The 16,720-nt window shown below is 68.5% G+C and carries 20 protein-coding genes and 1 pseudogene; 8 read left to right on the forward strand and 13 right to left on the reverse strand.

Features of this window, described 5'->3' with window-relative positions:
- Positions 1 to 72 precede the first annotated feature (72 nt).
- On the reverse strand, positions 73 to 774 hold the full coding sequence (locus tag AA983_RS00460) for a L,D-transpeptidase family protein (protein ID WP_052946711.1): 702 nt from the start codon (positions 772 to 774) through the stop codon (positions 73 to 75).
- Between the two features lie 258 nt (positions 775 to 1,032).
- On the opposite strand from AA983_RS00460, the gene AA983_RS14515 reads away from it, so the two are divergent.
- From AA983_RS14515 to AA983_RS00480, 4 genes are all read left to right on the forward strand, one after another.
- Positions 1,033 to 1,677 (forward strand): hypothetical protein, encoded by a 645-nt coding sequence (locus AA983_RS14515; protein ID WP_052946713.1) that lies wholly within the window; start codon positions 1,033 to 1,035, stop codon positions 1,675 to 1,677.
- Complete coding sequence (locus AA983_RS00470; RefSeq protein WP_047310304.1) at positions 1,674 to 2,981, forward strand: magnesium transporter MgtE N-terminal domain-containing protein; 1,308 nt, start codon at positions 1,674 to 1,676, stop codon at positions 2,979 to 2,981. The genes AA983_RS14515 and AA983_RS00470 overlap by 4 nt, the downstream gene beginning before the upstream one ends.
- Positions 2,982 to 3,058: 77 nt before the next feature.
- Positions 3,059 to 3,661 carry a DUF1003 domain-containing protein gene (locus AA983_RS00475; RefSeq protein WP_047311046.1) on the forward strand — a complete coding sequence of 201 codons (603 nt, stop codon included), beginning with the start codon at positions 3,059 to 3,061 and terminating at the stop codon, positions 3,659 to 3,661.
- Positions 3,662 to 3,760: 99 nt separating this feature from the next.
- On the forward strand, positions 3,761 to 4,894 hold the full coding sequence (locus AA983_RS00480) for an Mrp/NBP35 family ATP-binding protein (protein ID WP_047310305.1): 1,134 nt from the start codon (positions 3,761 to 3,763) through the stop codon (positions 4,892 to 4,894).
- Positions 4,895 to 5,122: 228 nt separating this feature from the next.
- Here the strand turns inward: AA983_RS00480 and AA983_RS00485 are convergent, their stop codons facing one another.
- The 3 genes from AA983_RS00485 to sigE are packed head-to-tail and all read right to left on the reverse strand — an operon-like array spanning position 5,123 to position 6,922.
- Positions 5,123 to 5,617 (reverse strand): hypothetical protein, encoded by a 495-nt coding sequence (locus tag AA983_RS00485; protein ID WP_052946715.1) that lies wholly within the window; start codon positions 5,615 to 5,617, stop codon positions 5,123 to 5,125.
- A gap of 31 nt (positions 5,618 to 5,648) precedes the next feature.
- Positions 5,649 to 6,233, reverse strand: a complete 585-nt coding sequence (locus AA983_RS00490) for a hypothetical protein (protein WP_047310306.1) — start codon at positions 6,231 to 6,233, stop codon at positions 5,649 to 5,651.
- Positions 6,230 to 6,922: an RNA polymerase sigma factor SigE gene (sigE, locus tag AA983_RS00495; RefSeq protein WP_082128595.1), complete on the reverse strand. Its 693-nt coding sequence runs from the start codon at positions 6,920 to 6,922 to the stop codon at positions 6,230 to 6,232. Before sigE ends, AA983_RS00490 begins: the two co-directional genes overlap by 4 nt.
- A 204-nt stretch (positions 6,923 to 7,126) precedes the next feature.
- Here sigE and AA983_RS00500 point away from each other — a divergent pair, with 204 nt between their 5' ends.
- A complete protein-coding gene (locus tag AA983_RS00500; RefSeq protein WP_047310307.1) occupies positions 7,127 to 7,759 on the forward strand; it encodes an O-methyltransferase in 633 nt (210 codons plus the stop codon).
- A gap of 89 nt (positions 7,760 to 7,848) precedes the next feature.
- On the opposite strand, the gene AA983_RS15055 is transcribed toward AA983_RS00500, so the two are convergent.
- Positions 7,849 to 8,016, reverse strand: a complete 168-nt coding sequence (locus tag AA983_RS15055; RefSeq protein ID WP_082128596.1) for a DUF3117 domain-containing protein — start codon at positions 8,014 to 8,016, stop codon at positions 7,849 to 7,851.
- Between the two features lie 231 nt (positions 8,017 to 8,247).
- On the opposite strand from AA983_RS15055, the gene AA983_RS00505 reads away from it, so the two are divergent.
- Entirely contained in the window at positions 8,248 to 9,045 is a 798-nt protein-coding gene (locus AA983_RS00505; RefSeq protein ID WP_047310308.1) for an enoyl-CoA hydratase/isomerase family protein, read from the forward strand.
- Between the two features lie 81 nt (positions 9,046 to 9,126).
- Here AA983_RS00505 and AA983_RS00510 read toward each other — a convergent pair whose 3' ends face one another.
- Genes AA983_RS00510 through AA983_RS00520 form a run of 3 tightly spaced genes read right to left on the reverse strand, consistent with a single transcriptional unit; the run spans position 9,127 to position 10,890 of the window.
- Complete coding sequence (locus AA983_RS00510) at positions 9,127 to 9,708, reverse strand: DNA-3-methyladenine glycosylase I (RefSeq protein WP_047310309.1); 582 nt, start codon at positions 9,706 to 9,708, stop codon at positions 9,127 to 9,129.
- On the reverse strand, positions 9,695 to 10,099 hold the full coding sequence (locus AA983_RS14520) for a DivIVA domain-containing protein (RefSeq protein WP_082128597.1): 405 nt from the start codon (positions 10,097 to 10,099) through the stop codon (positions 9,695 to 9,697). Before AA983_RS14520 ends, AA983_RS00510 begins: the two co-directional genes overlap by 14 nt.
- Positions 10,096 to 10,890: a TIGR00730 family Rossman fold protein gene (locus tag AA983_RS00520; protein ID WP_231579491.1), complete on the reverse strand. Its 795-nt coding sequence runs from the start codon at positions 10,888 to 10,890 to the stop codon at positions 10,096 to 10,098. Before AA983_RS00520 ends, AA983_RS14520 begins: the two co-directional genes overlap by 4 nt.
- Before the next feature lie 213 nt (positions 10,891 to 11,103).
- On the opposite strand from AA983_RS00520, the gene AA983_RS00525 reads away from it, so the two are divergent.
- Positions 11,104 to 11,697 carry a TetR family transcriptional regulator gene (locus AA983_RS00525; RefSeq protein ID WP_047310310.1) on the forward strand — a complete coding sequence of 198 codons (594 nt, stop codon included), beginning with the start codon at positions 11,104 to 11,106 and terminating at the stop codon, positions 11,695 to 11,697.
- Here AA983_RS00525 and AA983_RS14525 read toward each other — a convergent pair.
- The 4 genes and pseudogenes from AA983_RS14525 to dapE all read right to left on the reverse strand — a co-directional run.
- Positions 11,654 to 11,995, reverse strand: a pseudogene (locus AA983_RS14525) (NADPH-dependent FMN reductase); the annotation flags it as partial. The gene AA983_RS00525 and the pseudogene AA983_RS14525 overlap by 44 nt on opposite strands.
- Positions 11,996 to 12,189: 194 nt before the next feature.
- Positions 12,190 to 12,549 carry a DUF202 domain-containing protein gene (locus tag AA983_RS00535; protein ID WP_047310311.1) on the reverse strand — a complete coding sequence of 120 codons (360 nt, stop codon included), beginning with the start codon at positions 12,547 to 12,549 and terminating at the stop codon, positions 12,190 to 12,192.
- Positions 12,546 to 12,929, reverse strand: a complete 384-nt coding sequence (locus AA983_RS00540; RefSeq protein ID WP_082128600.1) for a YidH family protein — start codon at positions 12,927 to 12,929, stop codon at positions 12,546 to 12,548. The genes AA983_RS00535 and AA983_RS00540 overlap by 4 nt, the downstream gene beginning before the upstream one ends.
- A gap of 23 nt (positions 12,930 to 12,952) precedes the next feature.
- On the reverse strand, positions 12,953 to 14,023 hold the full coding sequence (dapE, locus tag AA983_RS00545; RefSeq protein WP_047310313.1) for a succinyl-diaminopimelate desuccinylase: 1,071 nt from the start codon (positions 14,021 to 14,023) through the stop codon (positions 12,953 to 12,955).
- Between the two features lie 71 nt (positions 14,024 to 14,094).
- On the opposite strand from dapE, the gene dapD reads away from it, so the two are divergent.
- Positions 14,095 to 15,024 (forward strand): 2,3,4,5-tetrahydropyridine-2,6-dicarboxylate N-succinyltransferase, encoded by a 930-nt coding sequence (gene dapD / locus AA983_RS00550; RefSeq protein ID WP_047310314.1) that lies wholly within the window; start codon positions 14,095 to 14,097, stop codon positions 15,022 to 15,024.
- Positions 15,025 to 15,453: 429 nt separating this feature from the next.
- Here dapD and AA983_RS00555 read toward each other — a convergent pair whose 3' ends face one another.
- A complete protein-coding gene (locus tag AA983_RS00555) occupies positions 15,454 to 16,716 on the reverse strand; it encodes a citrate synthase (protein ID WP_047310315.1) in 1,263 nt (420 codons plus the stop codon).
- Between the last annotated feature and the right edge of the window lie 4 nt (positions 16,717 to 16,720).

Here is a 16,720-nt window from a genome sequence, read left to right on the forward strand (position 1 = left end):
CCCGGACGAGCGACGGCCCGTCACTTCCGAGAGGAGGTGACGGGCCGTCGTCGATCGTGGGGGCGTCCGCGATCAGTAGACGCTGACCGGCTCGCCGATGTAGAGCAGGCGGTTCGCGATGAGGAAGTTCTGCGCCGACACGGACAGGCGGCAGCAACCGTGCGAGGCCGGGTAGGCCGGGATGGACGCGGAGCCGTGGAAGGCGATGCCACCGTTGAAGTAGAACGGGCGCCACAGGCCACCGAGTGCGCCGTAGTCCCAGCCGTTCGATCCGCGACGGTTGATGCGGAACTCGCCGGACGGCGTGGTCGCGCGGATCTTGCGGCCGTAGTAGGTGAACAGCTCACCGTTGCCGGTGGAGGTGTTGAAGATGTACTTCACCGAACCACCGCGCACGACCATGACGATCTGGCGACGCTTGTCGACCTCCATGCGGTTACCACCGCGACGGCTGCCCGGGCGGGTTCCGCGGTTGACGGCGCCCCACGTCTTGGCACCCACGACCCCGTCGCGGCCGAGACCGGCGACCTTCTGGATGGCGAGGACGGCCTGCACCGTCAGTGCACCGAAGACACCGTCGGGCGTGCCACACCAGTAGCCGAGCGAGTTGAGGCGCTTCTGAAGCGCGGTGACGGACGAACCGCGGCTACCGGCCTTGAGAACCGGGTTGGCTGCGGAGGCGCTGGTGGCCACGCCGGTACCCACGGCGGCCAGTGCGCCCATGGCGGCAGCACCCGCGACGACACCGCGGCGGCTGATTTCGTTGTGTTCCATGACACGTCTCCTTCTCGTGGAACGGGCGACCACTCGGCCGCTGCGGTTTCCCTCCCGCGTACCTATGACGCAACTGCGAGGCGTCCGGTTCCCCAAGAGGTCGATGTTCGTCGAACCGTCGACGACACCGCGCCTGCAGTGCTCGTACGTCGTTCCATCCAAACCAACGTTCATCATGCCAGAGAAACCCGATGCGGCTCCGCCGCCGGAGCCGTGTAGCGAGCACCTGCAACGAAATCGCAATGAAATACTGCGTGCATGAGTGCACCCACCGACCGTCTCGTCGCCGAAGCCCTCGCGAAGTCGGGGTTGCTGTGGCTCACCTCCGCGGCCGGGTCTGCACCGTGTTGGCACGTGGTCGTCGATGGTGTCGCGTACGTCGTCACGGGCCCGGGTGAGCAGTACAGCCCCGTCCACGTGGGGCGTACGAGCGTCGTCGCGCGGGCCAAGGAGTCTCGCGCTCGCCTCGTCGCGTTCGACGCGGAGGCCTCCGTCGTCTCGCCCGAGGACGACGATTGGGAAGCCGCCACGGGCGCTCTCAAGGTGGGGCGTCTCAACGCTCCCGGAGGCGACATCGTGGCTCGGTGGCGTGAGGAGGCCACGGTTCTGCGGCTCGTTCCCGACCTCACCACGGTCGTGCTGCGCGGACAGAAGCTGCCGCCGCCAGCCGCGGAGAGTGGCTCGACATCCGACACACCCACCCCGGCGCAGCAGACACCCGGTGACCGTCCCGATGACGGCCGGCGTCCGGCGTCCGGGCCCACCCGCTCCGCACGGGCCGCCGCCGAGCGCGCGAACCGTGCCGCGCAACGCGCCGACGAACAGGCGACGAACGAAAGCGGTCCTGCTTCGCCGGAAGCCGGGTCGGGTGACGACGGCGGCGCGGCTAAGGTGAGCCCGTGAGTACCCGCGTCTTCGTCGCCCGCCTCGTCGGCCTCACCGTCTTCGATCCGCTCGGAGACCGTGTGGGACGAGTTCGTGACGTCGTCGTCGTCTTCGGCAAGAACCCGAGCCCGCGCGTCATCGGCCTCGTCGTCGAGGTCGTCCAGCGTCGCCGCGTGTTCCTGCCGCTGACGCGTGTCACCTCCATCGACGCGGGCAAGGTCATCACCACCGGTCTCGTCAACATGCGCCGCTTCGAGCAGCGCCACAACGAGACCCTCGTGTGTGCCGAGCTCTTCGACCGCCAGGTCACCGTGCGCGACCCCGAAGCCGAGGAGTTCGTCGGCACGGTCGAGGACATGTCGATGGAGCAGAACCAGCGCCGCGACTGGAACATCACGAAGGTCTTCGTGCGTGAGTCGGGCAGCGCCTCGAGCGCGTCGCGGGCCATGAACCGGCTGGCGCGTCGACGCGCGGGCAAGACGAGCCTGCACGATATCCGCGACGTCTTCGGTCTGCACCGCGAGCACCAGGAGCAGTCGGCCGAGCGACTCCTCGAGGCGTACGACGACCTGCGCGTTGAGGACCTCGCCGAGGTCATCCACGACCTCACACCGAAGCGGCGCGCCGAGGTGGCCGCGGCCCTCGACGACGGCAAGCTCGCCGATGTCCTCGAGGAGCTCCCCGAGGACGACCAGGTCGAGATCATCGCCGCGCTCGGCACCGACCGTGCCGCCGACGTCCTCGAGGCCATGGAACCGGACGACGCCGCCGACCTCCTCGGCGACCTGCCGCCCGAGACGGCCGAGGACCTGCTCAAGCGGATGGAGCCCGAGGACGCCGCGCCGCTGCGACGCCTCCTCTCCTACGACGAGAACACCGCCGGTGGTCTCATGACCACCGAGCCCGCCATCCTCGGCCCGGAAGCCACGATCGCGGAGGCACTCGCCGTCGTGCGCCGTGAGGAGCTCGACCCGGCCCTCGCGTCGGCCGTCTTCATTGCGCGCCCGCCGCTCGAGGTGCCCACGGGACGCTTCCTCGGGATGGTGCACACGCAGCGTCTGCTGCGCGAGCCGCCGCACACGTCGGTCGGCAACGTCGTCGACTCGACCATCGACCCGCTGAACGTCGAGGCTCCTCTCGGTGAGGTGACGCGCACGCTGGCGCAGTACAACCTCGTCTCGCTGCCCGTCGTCGACGACAACGGGCGCCTGCTCGGCGCCGTCACGGTCGACGACGTGCTCGACCACATCCTTCCCGAGGACTGGCGTGAGGAGCGCCACGACCTTCACCACGACCGCAAGCTGCCGGGGGTGGACGCATGAGCCGTAGCGGCAAGGACGAACGTCGCGACAACCGCGAGGAGATGCGCCGCGACGCTCTCAAGGAAGCGCGCCGCGAGATGCGCGGCGACGAACGCGGCGAGAGCACGGGGCGCCTCGATCAGCCCCAGGAGAAGCGCGCGAGTGTGCTGCCGCGCTTCTCGATGGACTCCGAGAACTTCGGTGTCGCGAGCGAGAAGTTCGCGCGCTTCATGGGCACGGCGACGTTCCTCATCTGGATGACGCTGTTCGTCGCCATCTGGCTGGCGTGGAACACCTTCATGCCCGAATCGGCCCAGTTCGACCCTCGTGCGCTCAACTACACGCTGCTCACGCTCATCCTGTCGCTGCAGGCCAGCTACGCGGCGCCGCTCATCCTGCTCGCGCAGAACCGTCAGGACGACCGTGACCGTGTCGGTCTCGAACAGGACCGGGCACGCGACGAGCGCAACCTCGCCGACACCGAGTTCCTCACCCGCGAGGTGGCCTCGCTCCGTCTCGCGATGCGTGAGACCGCGACGCGTGACTTCGTCCGTTCCGAGCTGCGCTCGCTCCTGGAGGAGATGGAGGAGCGCGGCATGCTTGCCTCACCGGAGGACGACGAGGAGGAGGCGGGCGGTCGCGCGGAGCGTTCGAAGAACGAGCGCAAGCCGCGGCGCAAGGACGTCTCGAGCGGCGCCTGATCGGCGCCCTTCCCGCCGTCTCCGGGTGACAAGGCGGACGTGTGCAACACCACGTCGCCCCGGCATGAGCACTTCGTACTGGGTCGTACGATGGATGGCATGTCCACTCCCACTCTCGATGCCATCGGCGCTGCCCTCGCGACGGTCGAAGACCCTGAAATCAAGAAGCCCATCACCGAACTGGGCATGGTCGACTCGGTCGACGTCTCCGAGAGCGGCCACGTCGCCGTCACGATCCTTCTGACGATCGCGGGCTGCCCGCTGAAGTCGAAGCTCACCGAAGACACCACGAAGGCCGTCATGGGCGTCGAGGGCGTCACCGGCGTCAACGTGACGCTCGGTGTCATGACCGACGAGCAGCGCAAGGATCTGCGTGAGCAGCTGCGTGGCGGTCAGGCCGAGCGCGAGGTGCCCTTCGCGCAGCCGGGTTCGATGACGCGCGTCTACGCCGTCGCCTCCGGCAAGGGTGGCGTCGGCAAGTCGTCCGTCACGACGAACCTCGCTGCCGCGATGGCGGAGCAGGGCCTCAAGGTCGGTGTCGTGGACGCCGACATCTACGGCTTCTCCGTGCCGCGCATGCTCGGCGTCGAGCAGCGCCCGACGCAGGTTGACGACATGATCCTGCCGCCGGACAGCCACGGCGTGAAGGTCATCTCCATCGGCATGTTCGTGCCCGGTAACCAGCCCGTCGTGTGGCGAGGCCCGATGCTGCACCGCGCGCTGCAGCAGTTCCTCGCGGACGTGTTCTGGGGCGACCTCGACGTCCTCCTGCTCGACCTGCCGCCCGGCACGGGTGACATCGCCATCTCGGTGGCGCAGCTCATCCCGACGGCGGAGATCCTCGTCGTGACGACGCCGCAGCAGGCTGCCGCGGAGGTCGCGGAGCGCGCCGGCGCGATCGCGTTGCAGACGAAGCAGCGCGTGGCCGGCGTCATCGAGAACATGTCGTGGCTGGAGCTGCCGGACGGCACGCGTCAGGAGATCTTCGGTGCGGGTGGCGGCCAGGCGGTCGCCGACTCGCTGACGCAGGCCATCGGCGCGAAGGTCGAGCTGTTGGGCCAGATTCCGCTCGACACGACGTTGCGTGAGGGCGCTGACGCGGGTACGCCGGTCGTCGTGGGCAACCCCGACTCCCCCGCCGCGGTGGCGCTGCGCGGTATCGCGAAGGGCCTCGGCACGCGTGCGCGCGGCCTGGCGGGCCGCAGCCTGGGCCTCACCCCGAACCGCAAGTAAAGCGAACACGAAGCGCCTCGGCCGGACCGAAAGGTCCAGCCGAGGCGCTTCGTCATGTAGCGGAAGCACGCACGTCGCCCGCTGAAGAGTGAGGATGTGCCGCGAAAGGTGAGCAGCGCAGACCAACCGGACCGCGCTGGGAGCCGACTCGCCCCGAAGGCCTGTCGCACCGTGGGATCTGACCGAGCTTGCGAGGTCAGATCACCGGAAGATAGGGCAAGGGAGCGCCTACGTCGCGTCGGTGTCGAACGGCGTGGTGCGGTCGGGGTGGTATTCGGCGGTGATGTGGGAGCGCGGGGCGCTGGGGATCGCTTGGGTGTCCTCGCCGCCGACGCCTGCACTGTGGGTTTCGGCGCCGACGCCGGACGCAGCGTGGTCGGGGCCGACGGCGCCGGCCGCGGTGGAGCCGTTGGCTCGACGTTCGGTGAGGCCGACTTCGGCGGCGATATCGGCGTCGGGGTCGTCGAAGAGGGCTTCGCGAACGATGCGGCGCGGGTCGTACTGACGCGGGTCGTACTGACGCCAGTCGATGTCCTGGTATTCGGGGCCCATCTCGGATTTGAGTTGGGTCTTGGCACCTTCGGCCATGTCGCGTGCGGTGCGGATGAAGGTGCGCAACTTCGCGATGTATTCCGGCAGGCGCTTCGGGCCGATGAGCGCGAGAGCGATGATGACGATGAGAATGAACTCGCCGGAGTTGATGTCGATGAACGGGATGTTCACGCGCGCGTCACCCCTGCGAAGTCGATCTCGATCATGGTGCCATTCTGCCTGATCGCTCGTCGTTCGCCTGAATCAGGACGACGGACCAGGCGCTGCGGGCAACCGATCGTGGCCCTTCGCCGCGCACCTCGGGCGCGTCGAAGTGGTCGGTGGTCTGGGCGTTGGACGCCATGGTGGGGGCGCCGGGTGCCGTGCTGCGCGGGTGGGCGGCGCTGCTCATGACGATGGCGCCGCAGGCTGCCGCGAGCGCGACCATGCCGAGAACCGGGCGTCGGGAAGATCGGTTGTACTGCGCGGGGGCGTCCGGGGAGAGGAGGTGGACCCGCTCCTCTTTCGCCGGGGAATGCACGGCGGCCTCGCCACGAGGTGTGTCGTACGACGGATCACGTGTGTCGAGCGCAACGAGCCCTGCGACGAGGCGAGCGTGACGTCCGGGGTCGAGGGGCACTCGGCGCACCTGCAGGACGATGGCACGTTCGGCTTCGACGCTCTGGCGGCAGCCCTCGCAGCTGATGATGTGCCGTGCGGCGAGGTGGGAGCTCGTCTCGTCGAGTTGGCCGTCGACGTAGGCGTCGACGAACTCTCCGAGGTGGCCCTCCCTGTAGCGGCGCGTCACGACATCCCCAGGGCTGTGCGGGGCCCTCCGAGCCCGTCGGTGGCTGCGCGCACGACGACATCTCCGGCGCGTCGGCGCTCCTCGCGGGCCGCAGGCGAACGGTGCGCGAGCGATTCACGCAGTGCGGCGCGCCCGCGGTGGATGCGGGAGCGCACGGTGCCGAGCTTGAGTCCGAGGGTGGCCGCGATCTCCTCGTAGGAGAGCCCCTCGATGTCGCACAGGACGACAGCGGCACGAAAGTCGGGCGCGAGGGCGTCGAGCGCGCGCTGCACGTCGTCGTCGAACTCGGCGTCGAGTACGACCTGCTCGGGGCCTCGGGCCGTGGAGGGCAGGCGCGTGTCGGCATCGTCGGCGAGCGCGTCGAAGCGGATGCGCTGCTTTCGACGCATGCGGTCGAGGAAGAGGTTCGTCGTGATGCGGTGCAGCCAGCCCTCGAAGGTTCCCGGCCGGTAGGAGCTCAGGGAGTTGAACACGCGGACGAAGACGTCGTGCGTGAGGTCCTCGGCGTCGTGAACATTGCCCGTGAGGCGGTAGGCCAGGCGGTAGACGCGCGGGCTGTGCTCGGTGACGATCTCCTCCCACGTCGGCGGAGCCCAGCCTTCGGGTGCCCGTTCGGGCACGACGACGCGCGAGCGGGTGTTGACTGGGTGAACCGGGTCGCTGACCGTGTCCGGCACCTGGCTTCTCATCTCATGTCCTCCCCGGTCGAACGAGTCGACACCGCATGGTTTCTGTACTCATCCTGACCGGGCCGTCTGTGCGTGGCCTGAGCGTCGCCCAGGCCCCTCTTCGACGGTTTCAACGCGAACGGCTACCCGTTCGTTCCCTCCGCAGCCGATCGATGTGCTCCGACGGTTCGCGGGCGAGACTTGCTTCCAAATAGAATCAACGTCATGACGAGCTTCAAACCGGCCAGCTGGGCGTATGCCGAGGACTTCGCGTATGAACCGGCCCACATCGAGGCTGCGCGCCAACAGGGCGAGCACCTCGGCGCGACGCCGGTGAGCCCCGCCGCGGGAGCGGCCCTTCGCATGCTCGCTGCGACGACGGGCGCACGCACCGTCGTCGAGGTGGGCACGGGCGCCGGCTGCTCGGGGCTGTGGCTGCTCGAGGGCATGCCGAGCGACGGGGTCCTGACGACGATCGACGTGAGTCTCGAACACCAGCGCGCAGCCCGCGCGGCCTACCAGCGCGCGGGTCACGCCCCGCAGCGCACCCGCATCATCTCGGGTAGTGCGCTCACGGTGCTGCCACGTCTGGCCGATCGCGCGTACGACCTCGTGCTCGTCGACGGGGAGAAGGACGAGTACCCGGCCTACGTCGAACAGGCGTTGCGCCTCGTACGCCCGTGGGGCGTGGTCGTGCTCGACAACATGCTGTGGCACGACCGCGTGGCAGACCCCGCGGTACGCGACGAGACGACGATGACCCTGCGCGCGCTGGCCAAGACGCTCCGTGAGGACGACGACCTCATGACGACGCTGCTGCCTGTGGGCGACGGCCTCCTCGTGTGCGTCAGGCGCTGATCAGCCGACGACTCAGCTCGAACACACGAAGAAGGCGCTCGCCCCGTCGCGGGGTGAGCGCCTTCTTCGTGGTTCGCGATCAGCGTGCGTCAGCCGACGCAGCCCTTGATCGCGTCACCGAGGGCCTTCGCCTCGTCAGCGTTCATTTCGACGACGAGACGGCCGCCGCCCTCGAGAGGCATACGCAGCAGGATGCTGCGACCCTCCTTGGTGACCTCGAGCGGACCGTCGCCGGTCCGAGGCTTCATGGCTGCCATGGGTGACCCCTTTCAGGTGCACGCGCGGGCGCGTGCCGTTCTCGATCGCGCTCCGCCGTCCACCGGGTGTTCCACGAGGGATCACCGACGGGCCCACCGGGTGTGACGGGCCGTGTCGCGCGTGCGCGACGGGGCTTGTTGCTACTAGTATGACGCGCTTTTTCGGCCAGACGAAATCGCGGAGTGGCGCGCGTCACCATTCGTCGGGGTGGATGCGATTGAATTGGGGGCATGACTTCTGAAGCTCCCGTCCTCTACGACGTCTCGAATTCGGTCGCAACCATCACCCTGAACCGCCCCAAGGCACTGAATTCGCTCACCACGGAGGCGCGCGTCGAACTGCTCGACGCGCTGCGTCGAGCCGCCTCCGACGAGTCGGCGCGCGTCGTCGTCCTCACCGGCGAGGGGCGCGGCTTCTGCGTCGGACAGGATCTACGCGAACACGCCGAACAACTCGCCAGTGGGGGCAGCGGGAGCACCCTGTCGACCGTTGCCGAGCACTACAACCCGATCGCGCGGGAGATCGCACGGATGCCGAAGCCGGTCGTCGCCCGGCTCAACGGCGTCACCGCTGGGGCCGGCCTATCGATCGCCATGCTGGCCGACTTCCGCGTCGCCGTGGAATCAGCCACTTTCACCACGGCCTTCGCCGGCATCGGGTTGAGCTGTGACACGGGTGCGAGCTGGTCCCTGCAACGCCTCGTCGGCCCTGCGCACGCCCGTGAGCTCCTCTTCGACGCAACACCCATCAAGGCCGATCGCGCCCTTGAGCTGGGCCTCGTCAACACGGTGGTGGCCGACGACCAGTTGGACGCGACGGTTGATGCTCTCGTCGCCCGTCTCGCGGCAGGCCCGACGGCGGCCTACGCCGCGATGCGCGAAGCGCTCATGTTCGCCTCGACCCACTCCCTCGACGAGTCGCTCGACTTCGAGGAGCCGCGCATGATGGCGACGGGTGCCACCGAGGACCACAGCCGCGCCGTGACCTCGTTCCTGGCCAAGGAGAAGCCGACCTTCGAGGGCCGCTGACGCAACCTCGCCGAACGGCGACGAGCCGGGGTGGCGAGGAACGCCCTGACCACCCCGGCTCTCTCGGAAGGGCTAGGTCGTTCACTCCCCCGCGATCTCGTCGCCCGCAGCACAGCCGACCGCGTGGTCGTTGACGAACCCGCAGGCCTGGAAGAGCGAATAGCAGGTGGTCGGGCCCACGTGCGCGAAGCCGTGACGCTTGAGCGCTTTCGACAGGGCGGTGGACTCGCTCGAGAACCCCACGACCTCGTCCGGCGTGCCGGGACGCGAGTGTTCGACGGGCGCGTGTTCCTCGATGAGCCGTTCGAGGCCAACCGTGTCACGCAGCCGCACGACGGCACGCGCGTTCGTCAGGGTCGCATCGATCTTGCGCCGATTACGGACGATGGCGGCATCGCCCATGAGCCGTGCGACATCGGCGTCACCGAAGCCGGCGACGGTGTCCGGGTCGAAGTCACGAAAGGCCGCCCGGAACGCCTCGCGCTTGCGAAGGATCGTCAGCCAGGACAGCCCGGACTGGAAAGCCTCGAGCATGAGGCGTTCGAACAGCTCGCGCTCACCGCGCACCCGTCGGCCCCACTCGCTGTCGTGATAGCGCAGGTAGTCGGGCGCACTCGTCACCCAACCGCATCGCGCGATGCCGTCGGGCTCATGCGTCAGCATCGTCGCCTTCGCCGCGGCGGCGACGGAACTGCACGACGTCCGCGGCGCGGTCAGCGCGCTCCGGCTCGACGCGTCCGGCGCCGAAACGCGACACCGGCACCCTCTCGCCGCGCGGTTCGTCGTGCTCGCTCCGCTCCAGCCGGGCCTCCAGGTCGTGGATCTCGTCGAAGAGCCGGTCGAGCACGGCGTCGACCTGCGCCATGTTGTAGCCGCGCAGCGACTGATCGAGGCGCACGGCATCGACTCCCGCCGAGCCGAGCTTGCCCTTCGGCAGGTCGAATGCCGACGTCGCCGTGGGCGAACTCATGGTGTCGGCCCCCACGCGTCCGACGACGACGGCGACCACGCCACCGATGACGAGTACGAGCACGACGATGAGCAGGATCATCATGAGGTGGCCTCCTGGTCGTTCGACTGCTGGGCGCGAACCTTTGCGACGTCCTCCGGGTCGGCTTCCAGAGCAGCTGCGTGCGCTTCACGGATGAAGGCGAGCGCCTCGTCGGCCGTGTCGACGATGCGCAGACGCTCGACGTCGGCAGCCGAGATCATGCTGCGCGAAAGGAGCGTCTCGCGCATCCAGTCGCGCAGAGGCTCCCAGAAGTCGGCGCCGACGAGCACGATCGGGTAGTGGTTGACCTTCTGTGTCTGCACGAGGGTGAGCGCCTCGAACATCTCGTCGAGCGTGCCCACGCCGCCGGGCAGCACGACCGCGCCCTGCGTGTACTTGACGAATACCGTCTTGCGCACGAAGAAGTAGCGGAAGTTCATGCCGGACGTGACGTACGGGTTGAGGCCGGTCTCGAACGGCAGCTCGATGCCGAGCCCGACGGAGACACCGCCCGCCTCCCGGGCACCCTTGTTCGCCGCCTCCATCGCACCCGGACCGCCGCCCGTGACGACGGCGAAGCCCTCCTCGACGAGGGCGCGACCCACGTCGACTCCGACCTGGTAGGCGGGATCGTCGGTGGCCACACGCGCAGAACCGAAGACGCTGATGGCCGGGCCGAGTTCGGCGAGCGCCGAGAAACCGCGGATGAACTCCGACTGGATGCGCATGGCTCGCCAGCGCGTGGCGACGAGCTCGCGCCAGCCGAAGAGTCCCCGATCGGCGCGCGTCACCCGCGTGTAGGGATTGTCGTCGAGCAGGTCGACGTCGGCTTGCTGCCGCTCTGGTGCGCTCACGGAAGACAGCTTCTCAGAAACGATGGGGCCGGGCACGTCCTGCCCCTCACCGAGGACGTACGGTGTGCCGCGCCCCCGCCACAGGGTGGGGCGACGTCGTCGCGTCGCGTTCGCCACAACCCGCAGTGCGGGTCCAACTGTTACGTTGCTGCGAAGAATGTTGCGGCGCACCACCGTGCGACGCCCAGGGGTGGGAAGGCACAGGGCACGAGCATGGCGTGGGACACCGAGAAGACGAAGAGTCGCATCCTCGAAGCAGCCCTGCTCGAGTTCTCCGAGAAAGGTCCGGCCGGTACGGCGATCGACAACGTCGCCCGGCGCTCCGACGTGAACAAGGAGCGGATCTACCATTACTTCGGCAACAAGCAGGCCCTGTTCGGCGTCGTGCTCGACGGGGAACTGCGCAAGATCTCCGAGGCCGTGCCCGTCTCGGCCACGGGGCGACTCGACATCGACGCCTACATCGGCGACCTGTTCGACTACCACCGCGAGCATCCGCACCTCAACCGTCTCGTCCTGTGGGAGGGGTTGACCTACAACGGAACCATCCTCGACGAGTCGCGCCGGCGCGAGTACTACGCCGCGCGCGTCTCGGCGGTGCGTTCCGGGCAGGAGAACGGTGAGATCGCCACGAACGTCGACGCCGACGTCCTCGCGTTCCTCCTGCTGTCGTTGGCCGGCTGGTGGTCGTCCGTTCCGCAGATCGCGCACATGATGAGCGCCGACCCGGACGGCGTCGACCTCGACACCCGCCGACGCAACGTCATCGAGGCGGCCAAGAACCTGCTCGGTCAGTGCGACGTTTGAGCTGCTGGACGGCGCGCAGACCGCCGGAGACGCCGCCGTAGGACGCGAAGCCGACCGGCTTGTAGAACCACTCGGTGAACACGAGGTCGAGGGCGTTCTTGGGCGCTGCCGGGTAGCCGTGGTTGTACTCCGGCGTCACAAGGACGACGGCGTTGGCGCGCTTGATGCGCTCGCTCCAGGCCTTCGTCGAGTCGAGCTGGTACTGCTGAGCGCCCGGGTGCATGGGCTCCTCGGTCGTGAGCGGCAGGTCGACCTCGCGCAGGTCGATGAGGTCGATGTCGAACGTTCCGTGCGTTCGGGCCTGCTCGGCGACCTACAGGCCGATCTTGTTTCCGATGCGGCCGGCGCGAACGCTGCCGATGATGACGGCGAGGACGGGCTTGGACATGAGGTGGTCTCCTGGATTCGATTCCAACGATTCAGTTGGAAGTTTAGCCACGCCGAACGAGCCGCGCAAAACCACGAATTTGCAGGCGCCGAGTCGGAGTCCGCTCAGCCGCGCAGGAGGAGAACGATCTCTCCGAGGCCGAGCACGACGACGACGACGCTCAGCCCGATGACGCTCGTGAGCGCGGGCTCGCGCCGCTCGCCCAGCAGCCGCCGGGTGGCGTTGCGATAGCGCAGGCGTGCCGTCGCGGACAGGACGAGCGCCGCAGCCGCGCAGAAGCTCGTCAGAACGAGCGCGGCCACGCCGTAATCAGGGACGAAGCGCAGTTGGAAGAGCCCCGCCACGAACAGGGCGAGGCACGTTCGTCCCCAGGCGAGGGTGGTGCGCTCGGGCTGCAGCCCCGGATCGGCGTGCTGCCGCTCGGCGGACCCGGGACGACGCCTCGCCGGGTGCAGGTCGGTCACCGGTTCAGCGTCGCGATCATGAGCACGGTCACGATCGACGCCACAGCGCCCGTGCCGCACAGGAGCGGAACGAGCAACGGCACCGGCAGGGGCCGCCCGGTTCGCATGCTTCGTTCGACGCTCAGCCATCGAGCGCCCGCCATGACGGAGATGACGAGGCCGGTGAGGACGACCAGCACAGCAACGACGCGTCGCCACACCTCGGGCATGAAGTCGTTCGTGAAGGCCTCGACAGCCACGCCGCCCGCGACGAAGGCGAGCGCGGTGCGCATCCACGCGAGGAAGGTGCGCTCGTTGGCCAGGGTGAAGCGAGGGTCGGGTTCCTCACCGTGCGGCAGGAGACGACGCGCCAGTGGTGACCGTCCGTCGGGTTCGCTCACAGCGTCCTCCCGCACCCGATAGCTCAGGCGAGCCAGCCGGTGAGCGCCTCGAGGGCGTCGACGATCTGGTCCGCGGAGCACCATTCGTCGTCCATGTGGGCGACGTTCGGGTCGCCGGGGCCGAAGTTGACCGCGGGCACGCCGACGGCCGAGAAGCGGGCCACGTCGGTCCACCCCTCCTTGGCCACGACGGGCAGATCGAGCGCCTCCACGAAGGCCTTCGCGGCCGGGCGGTCGAGGCCGGGGCGCGCTCCCCCGGCGAGGTCGTCGCATTCGAGGTCGAAGCCGTCGAAGAAGGCGGTGACGTAGGCGAGCGCCTCGTCGGCGCTCTTGTCCGGAGCGAAGCGGTAGTTGACCGTCACGGTGCAGGCGTCCGGGATGACGTTGCCCGCGATGCCACCGGAGATGTTCACCGCGTTGAGGCCCTCGTGGTAGTCGAGGCCGTCGACGTTCACCGTCTGCGGTTCGTACTCGCGCAGGCGGTTCAGGATGTCGGCCGCCCTGTGGATGGCGTTGTCGCCCTTCCACGGGCGCGCTGAGTGCGCAGCGAGGCCCTTGGTGCGCACGTGGACGCGCAGCGTGCCCTTGCAGCCGCCCTCGATGCCGCCATTCGTCGGTTCGAGCAGGACGGCGAAGGCCGCGCCCTCGAGCAGGTCGGGACGGGTGCGCGCGATGCGCCCGAGACCGTTGTACTGGTCCTCGATCTCCTCGCCCTCGTAGAACACGAAGGTGACGTCGCGGTTCGGTGCGACGAGATCGTGCGCGAGCTTGAGCTGGACGGCGACCCCGCCCTTCATGTCGGTCGTGCCCCGACCCCACAGCTTGCCGTTCACGCGCTTGACGGGCAGGTTCGCCGGCTCGCTCGTGAGCGGCACGGTGTCGATGTGCCCGGCCAGAACGATGCGCTCGTCACGGCCCAGGTTCGTGCGTGCCACGAGCGAGTTGCCGTCCCGCACGACCTCGAGGTGATCGAGCTTCGCGAGCTCCGCCTCGATGGCGTCGGCGAGTGCCGCTTCGTTCAACGAGACCGACTCGATGTTGCACAGCGATTCGGTGAGCGTGACGACGTCCTGCGTGAGATCGAGAGAAGCCATGCGCCCACCCTAAGTGCTCGGTTCACGAAACGACCTGCCCGCAGCGGGGGCCGGTCGCTAGGCTCGGGCGCATGACTGACGCACGTACCGCCTGGGGCTTCGGCCTCGCCACCGTGACCGATGACGACACCACCCTCGACACGTGGTACCCCGCCCCAGCGGTGGGCGAACCCGACGAGGACGCCGGCGCCCCGGCGGAGCTCCTCGTCCTCGAGGGCAAGGACGCCGACCGCGGCGTGACCCTGCGTGTCATGCGCACCGTCGTCGACCTCGACGCCTCCCCGCGCGACGCCTCGGACGCCTACCTGCGCCTGCACCTGCTCAGCCACCGCCTCGTCGCGCCGAACACGATCAACCTCGACGGCCTCTTCGGCGCACTCGCCAACGTCGTCTGGACGAACTTCGGCCCCTGCGCTGTCGAGGGCTTCGAGATGACGCGCGCCCGACTGCGCCAGCGCGGGCAGGTCTCGGTCTACGGCATCGACAAGTTCCCCCGCATGACCGACTACGTCACCCCGAGCGGCGTGCGCATCGCCGACGCCGACCGCGCCCGCCTGGGCGCGCACCTGGCCGAGGGCACCACCGTCATGCACGAGGGCTTCGTCAACTTCAACGCCGGCACGCTCGGGCACTCGATGGTCGAGGGGCGCATCAGCCAGGGCGTCGTCGTCGGCAACGGGTCCGACATCGGCGGCGGAGCATCGATCATGGGCACTCTCTCCGGCGGCGGCACGCAGCGCGTGTCGCTCGGCGAGCGCTGCCTCCTCGGCGCGGAGGCCGGCCTCGGCATCGCGCTCGGTGACGACTGCGTCGTCGAGGCGGGCCTCTACATCACCGCAGGCACGAAGGTGACGATGCCCGACGGCAGCGTGAAGAAGGCCGTCGAACTCTCCGGCGGCAACAACATGCTGTTCATCCGCAACTCCGCCACGGGCGCCGTCGAGTGCCGTGCGCGTGCGGGCAAGGGCATCGAGCTCAACGCCGATCTGCACGCCAACTGACGCCACGGCTCGTTCCGCTCGGCCCTCCCCGCCACACGGCGGGGAGGGCCGAGCGTCGTTCACAGCGAAATTGCAGACATCGCAAGGGGTGTCCGGGCGCCCCACCGCGTGTCATAGTGAGCCCACCAACCCCGGCACCGGAAGGACGCGCCATGACGACCTCACACGACTCGAGGATTCCCGAGCGCCCGGACCCGGTTCGTACCCACGGCCTCCAAACCGAGACGGCCCCGGCCTCCAGTTCGCCTCTCGGCTCAACGGTGAGCGGCGCAGCAACCTGATCGTGGCCTGGCTCCTGCTCGTGGCGGTTCTCGCTCCCGTTCTTCTCATCGTCCTCGGCTGGATCGGCCTGTTCTGAGGCCATCCACGACCATGCGAAGCGGCCCGCCACCCCTCGAGGGGTGGCGGGCCGCTTCGGCAACTCGGCGATCAGGCCGGGTAGCTGCGCTCGGTGGCGCCGGTGTAGACCTGACGCGGTCGGCCGATCTTCTTGGCCGGGTCCTGGTTCTGCTCACGCCACTGCGCGATCCAACCGGGCATACGGCCGATGGCGAACAGGACGGTGAACATGTCCGTCGGGAAGCCCATCGACTTGTAGATGAGGCCGGTGTAGAAGTCGACGTTGGGGTAGAGCTTGCGCTGGACGAAGTAGTCGTCCTTGAGCGCGGTCTCCTCGAGGCCCATGGCGAGTTCGAGCTGCTCGTCCTTGCCGTTCTTCTCGAGGATCGTGTGCGTCGTCTTCTTGACGATGGCCGCACGCGGGTCGTAGCTCTTGTAGACGCGGTGACCGAAGCCCATGAGCTTCACGCCGTCGACCTTGTTCTTGACCTTGTCCATGAAGGACTCTGCCGTGTCGCCCGTCGACTGGATTGTCTCGAGCATCTCGAGGACGGCCGAGTTGGCGCCGCCGTGCAGCGGACCCGAGAGGGCGCCGATGCCTGCGGTGATCGACTGGAAGAGGTCGGCCTCCGAGGAGCCCACCATGCGCACCGTCGAGGCGGAGCAGTTCTGCTCGTGGTCGGCGTGCAGGACGAAGAGCATGGCCAGTGCGTCGACCGTCTCCTTGTCCTCCTTCTTGCCGAACATCATGTGCATGAAGTTCTCGACGTACTCGAGCGACGGGTCGGGAGCGATGAAGCTCTCGCCGATCGACTTGCGGTACGCGTAGGCCGCGAGCGTCGGGATGGCGCCGAGGAGAGCGGCCGAGGCCCTCTCGATAGCGGCCTCGTCCTTGATCGACAGCGAGTCGGCGTAGTAGGTGCCGAGCGCCGGGACGACCGAGGAGAGGATGTGCATCGGGTGCGCGCCCTCGGGGAAGGCGTCGAAGATCTTCTCGAGACCCTCGGGGAGGACGGACGCTTCGCGCACGGCTTCCTTGAGGGTGGAAAGGCGCTCCTGGGACGGCAGTTCACCGTCGAACAGCAGAGCGGCGACCTCGAGGAAGGTGGCGTGCTCGGCCAGTTCGTCGATCGGGTAGCCGCGGTAACGCAGGATGCCCTCGTCACCGTCGATGTAGGTGATGGCGGACTTGCACGCCGCCGTGTTGACGAAGCCGACGTCGAGCGTGACGTTGCCGGTCTCCTTCATGAGGGACGAGATGTCGTAACCACTGCAGCCCTCGACCGCGGGCACGAGCGGGAACTCGAGTTCCTTGCCGTCGGCCGAGAACGTGGCGTTGCCCTGTGAAGTCATTCGG

It is taken from the genome of Dermacoccus sp. PE3, assembly GCF_001021715.1.
In the GTDB taxonomy this organism is placed as follows: domain Bacteria; phylum Actinomycetota; class Actinomycetes; order Actinomycetales; family Dermatophilaceae; genus Dermacoccus; species Dermacoccus abyssi.

What these genes read in the sequence shown, in the direction of transcription:
- AA983_RS15055 (WP_082128596.1), bottom strand. Translation starts at nt 8,016, where the DNA reads ATGGCAGCCATGAAGCCTCGGACCGGCGACGGTCCGCTCGAGGTCACC.
- AA983_RS00525 (WP_047310310.1), top strand. Translation starts at nt 11,104, where the DNA reads ATGGCGTGGGACACCGAGAAGACGAAGAGTCGCATCCTCGAAGCAGCC.
- sigE (WP_082128595.1), bottom strand. Translation starts at nt 6,922, where the DNA reads ATGAGAAGCCAGGTGCCGGACACGGTCAGCGACCCGGTTCACCCAGTC.
- dapD (WP_047310314.1), top strand. Translation starts at nt 14,095, where the DNA reads ATGACTGACGCACGTACCGCCTGGGGCTTCGGCCTCGCCACCGTGACC.
- AA983_RS00510 (WP_047310309.1), bottom strand. Translation starts at nt 9,708, where the DNA reads ATGCTGACGCATGAGCCCGACGGCATCGCGCGATGCGGTTGGGTGACG.
- AA983_RS00480 (WP_047310305.1), top strand. Translation starts at nt 3,761, where the DNA reads ATGTCCACTCCCACTCTCGATGCCATCGGCGCTGCCCTCGCGACGGTC.
- AA983_RS14515 (WP_052946713.1), top strand. Translation starts at nt 1,033, where the DNA reads ATGAGTGCACCCACCGACCGTCTCGTCGCCGAAGCCCTCGCGAAGTCG.
- AA983_RS00505 (WP_047310308.1), top strand. Translation starts at nt 8,248, where the DNA reads ATGACTTCTGAAGCTCCCGTCCTCTACGACGTCTCGAATTCGGTCGCA.
- AA983_RS00475 (WP_047311046.1), top strand. Translation starts at nt 3,059, where the DNA reads ATGCGCGGCGACGAACGCGGCGAGAGCACGGGGCGCCTCGATCAGCCC.
- AA983_RS00555 (WP_047310315.1), bottom strand. Translation starts at nt 16,716, where the DNA reads ATGACTTCACAGGGCAACGCCACGTTCTCGGCCGACGGCAAGGAACTC.
- AA983_RS00460 (WP_052946711.1), bottom strand. Translation starts at nt 774, where the DNA reads ATGGAACACAACGAAATCAGCCGCCGCGGTGTCGTCGCGGGTGCTGCC.
- dapE (WP_047310313.1), bottom strand. Translation starts at nt 14,023, where the DNA reads ATGGCTTCTCTCGATCTCACGCAGGACGTCGTCACGCTCACCGAATCG.
- AA983_RS00500 (WP_047310307.1), top strand. Translation starts at nt 7,127, where the DNA reads ATGACGAGCTTCAAACCGGCCAGCTGGGCGTATGCCGAGGACTTCGCG.
- AA983_RS14520 (WP_082128597.1), bottom strand. Translation starts at nt 10,099, where the DNA reads ATGATGATCCTGCTCATCGTCGTGCTCGTACTCGTCATCGGTGGCGTG.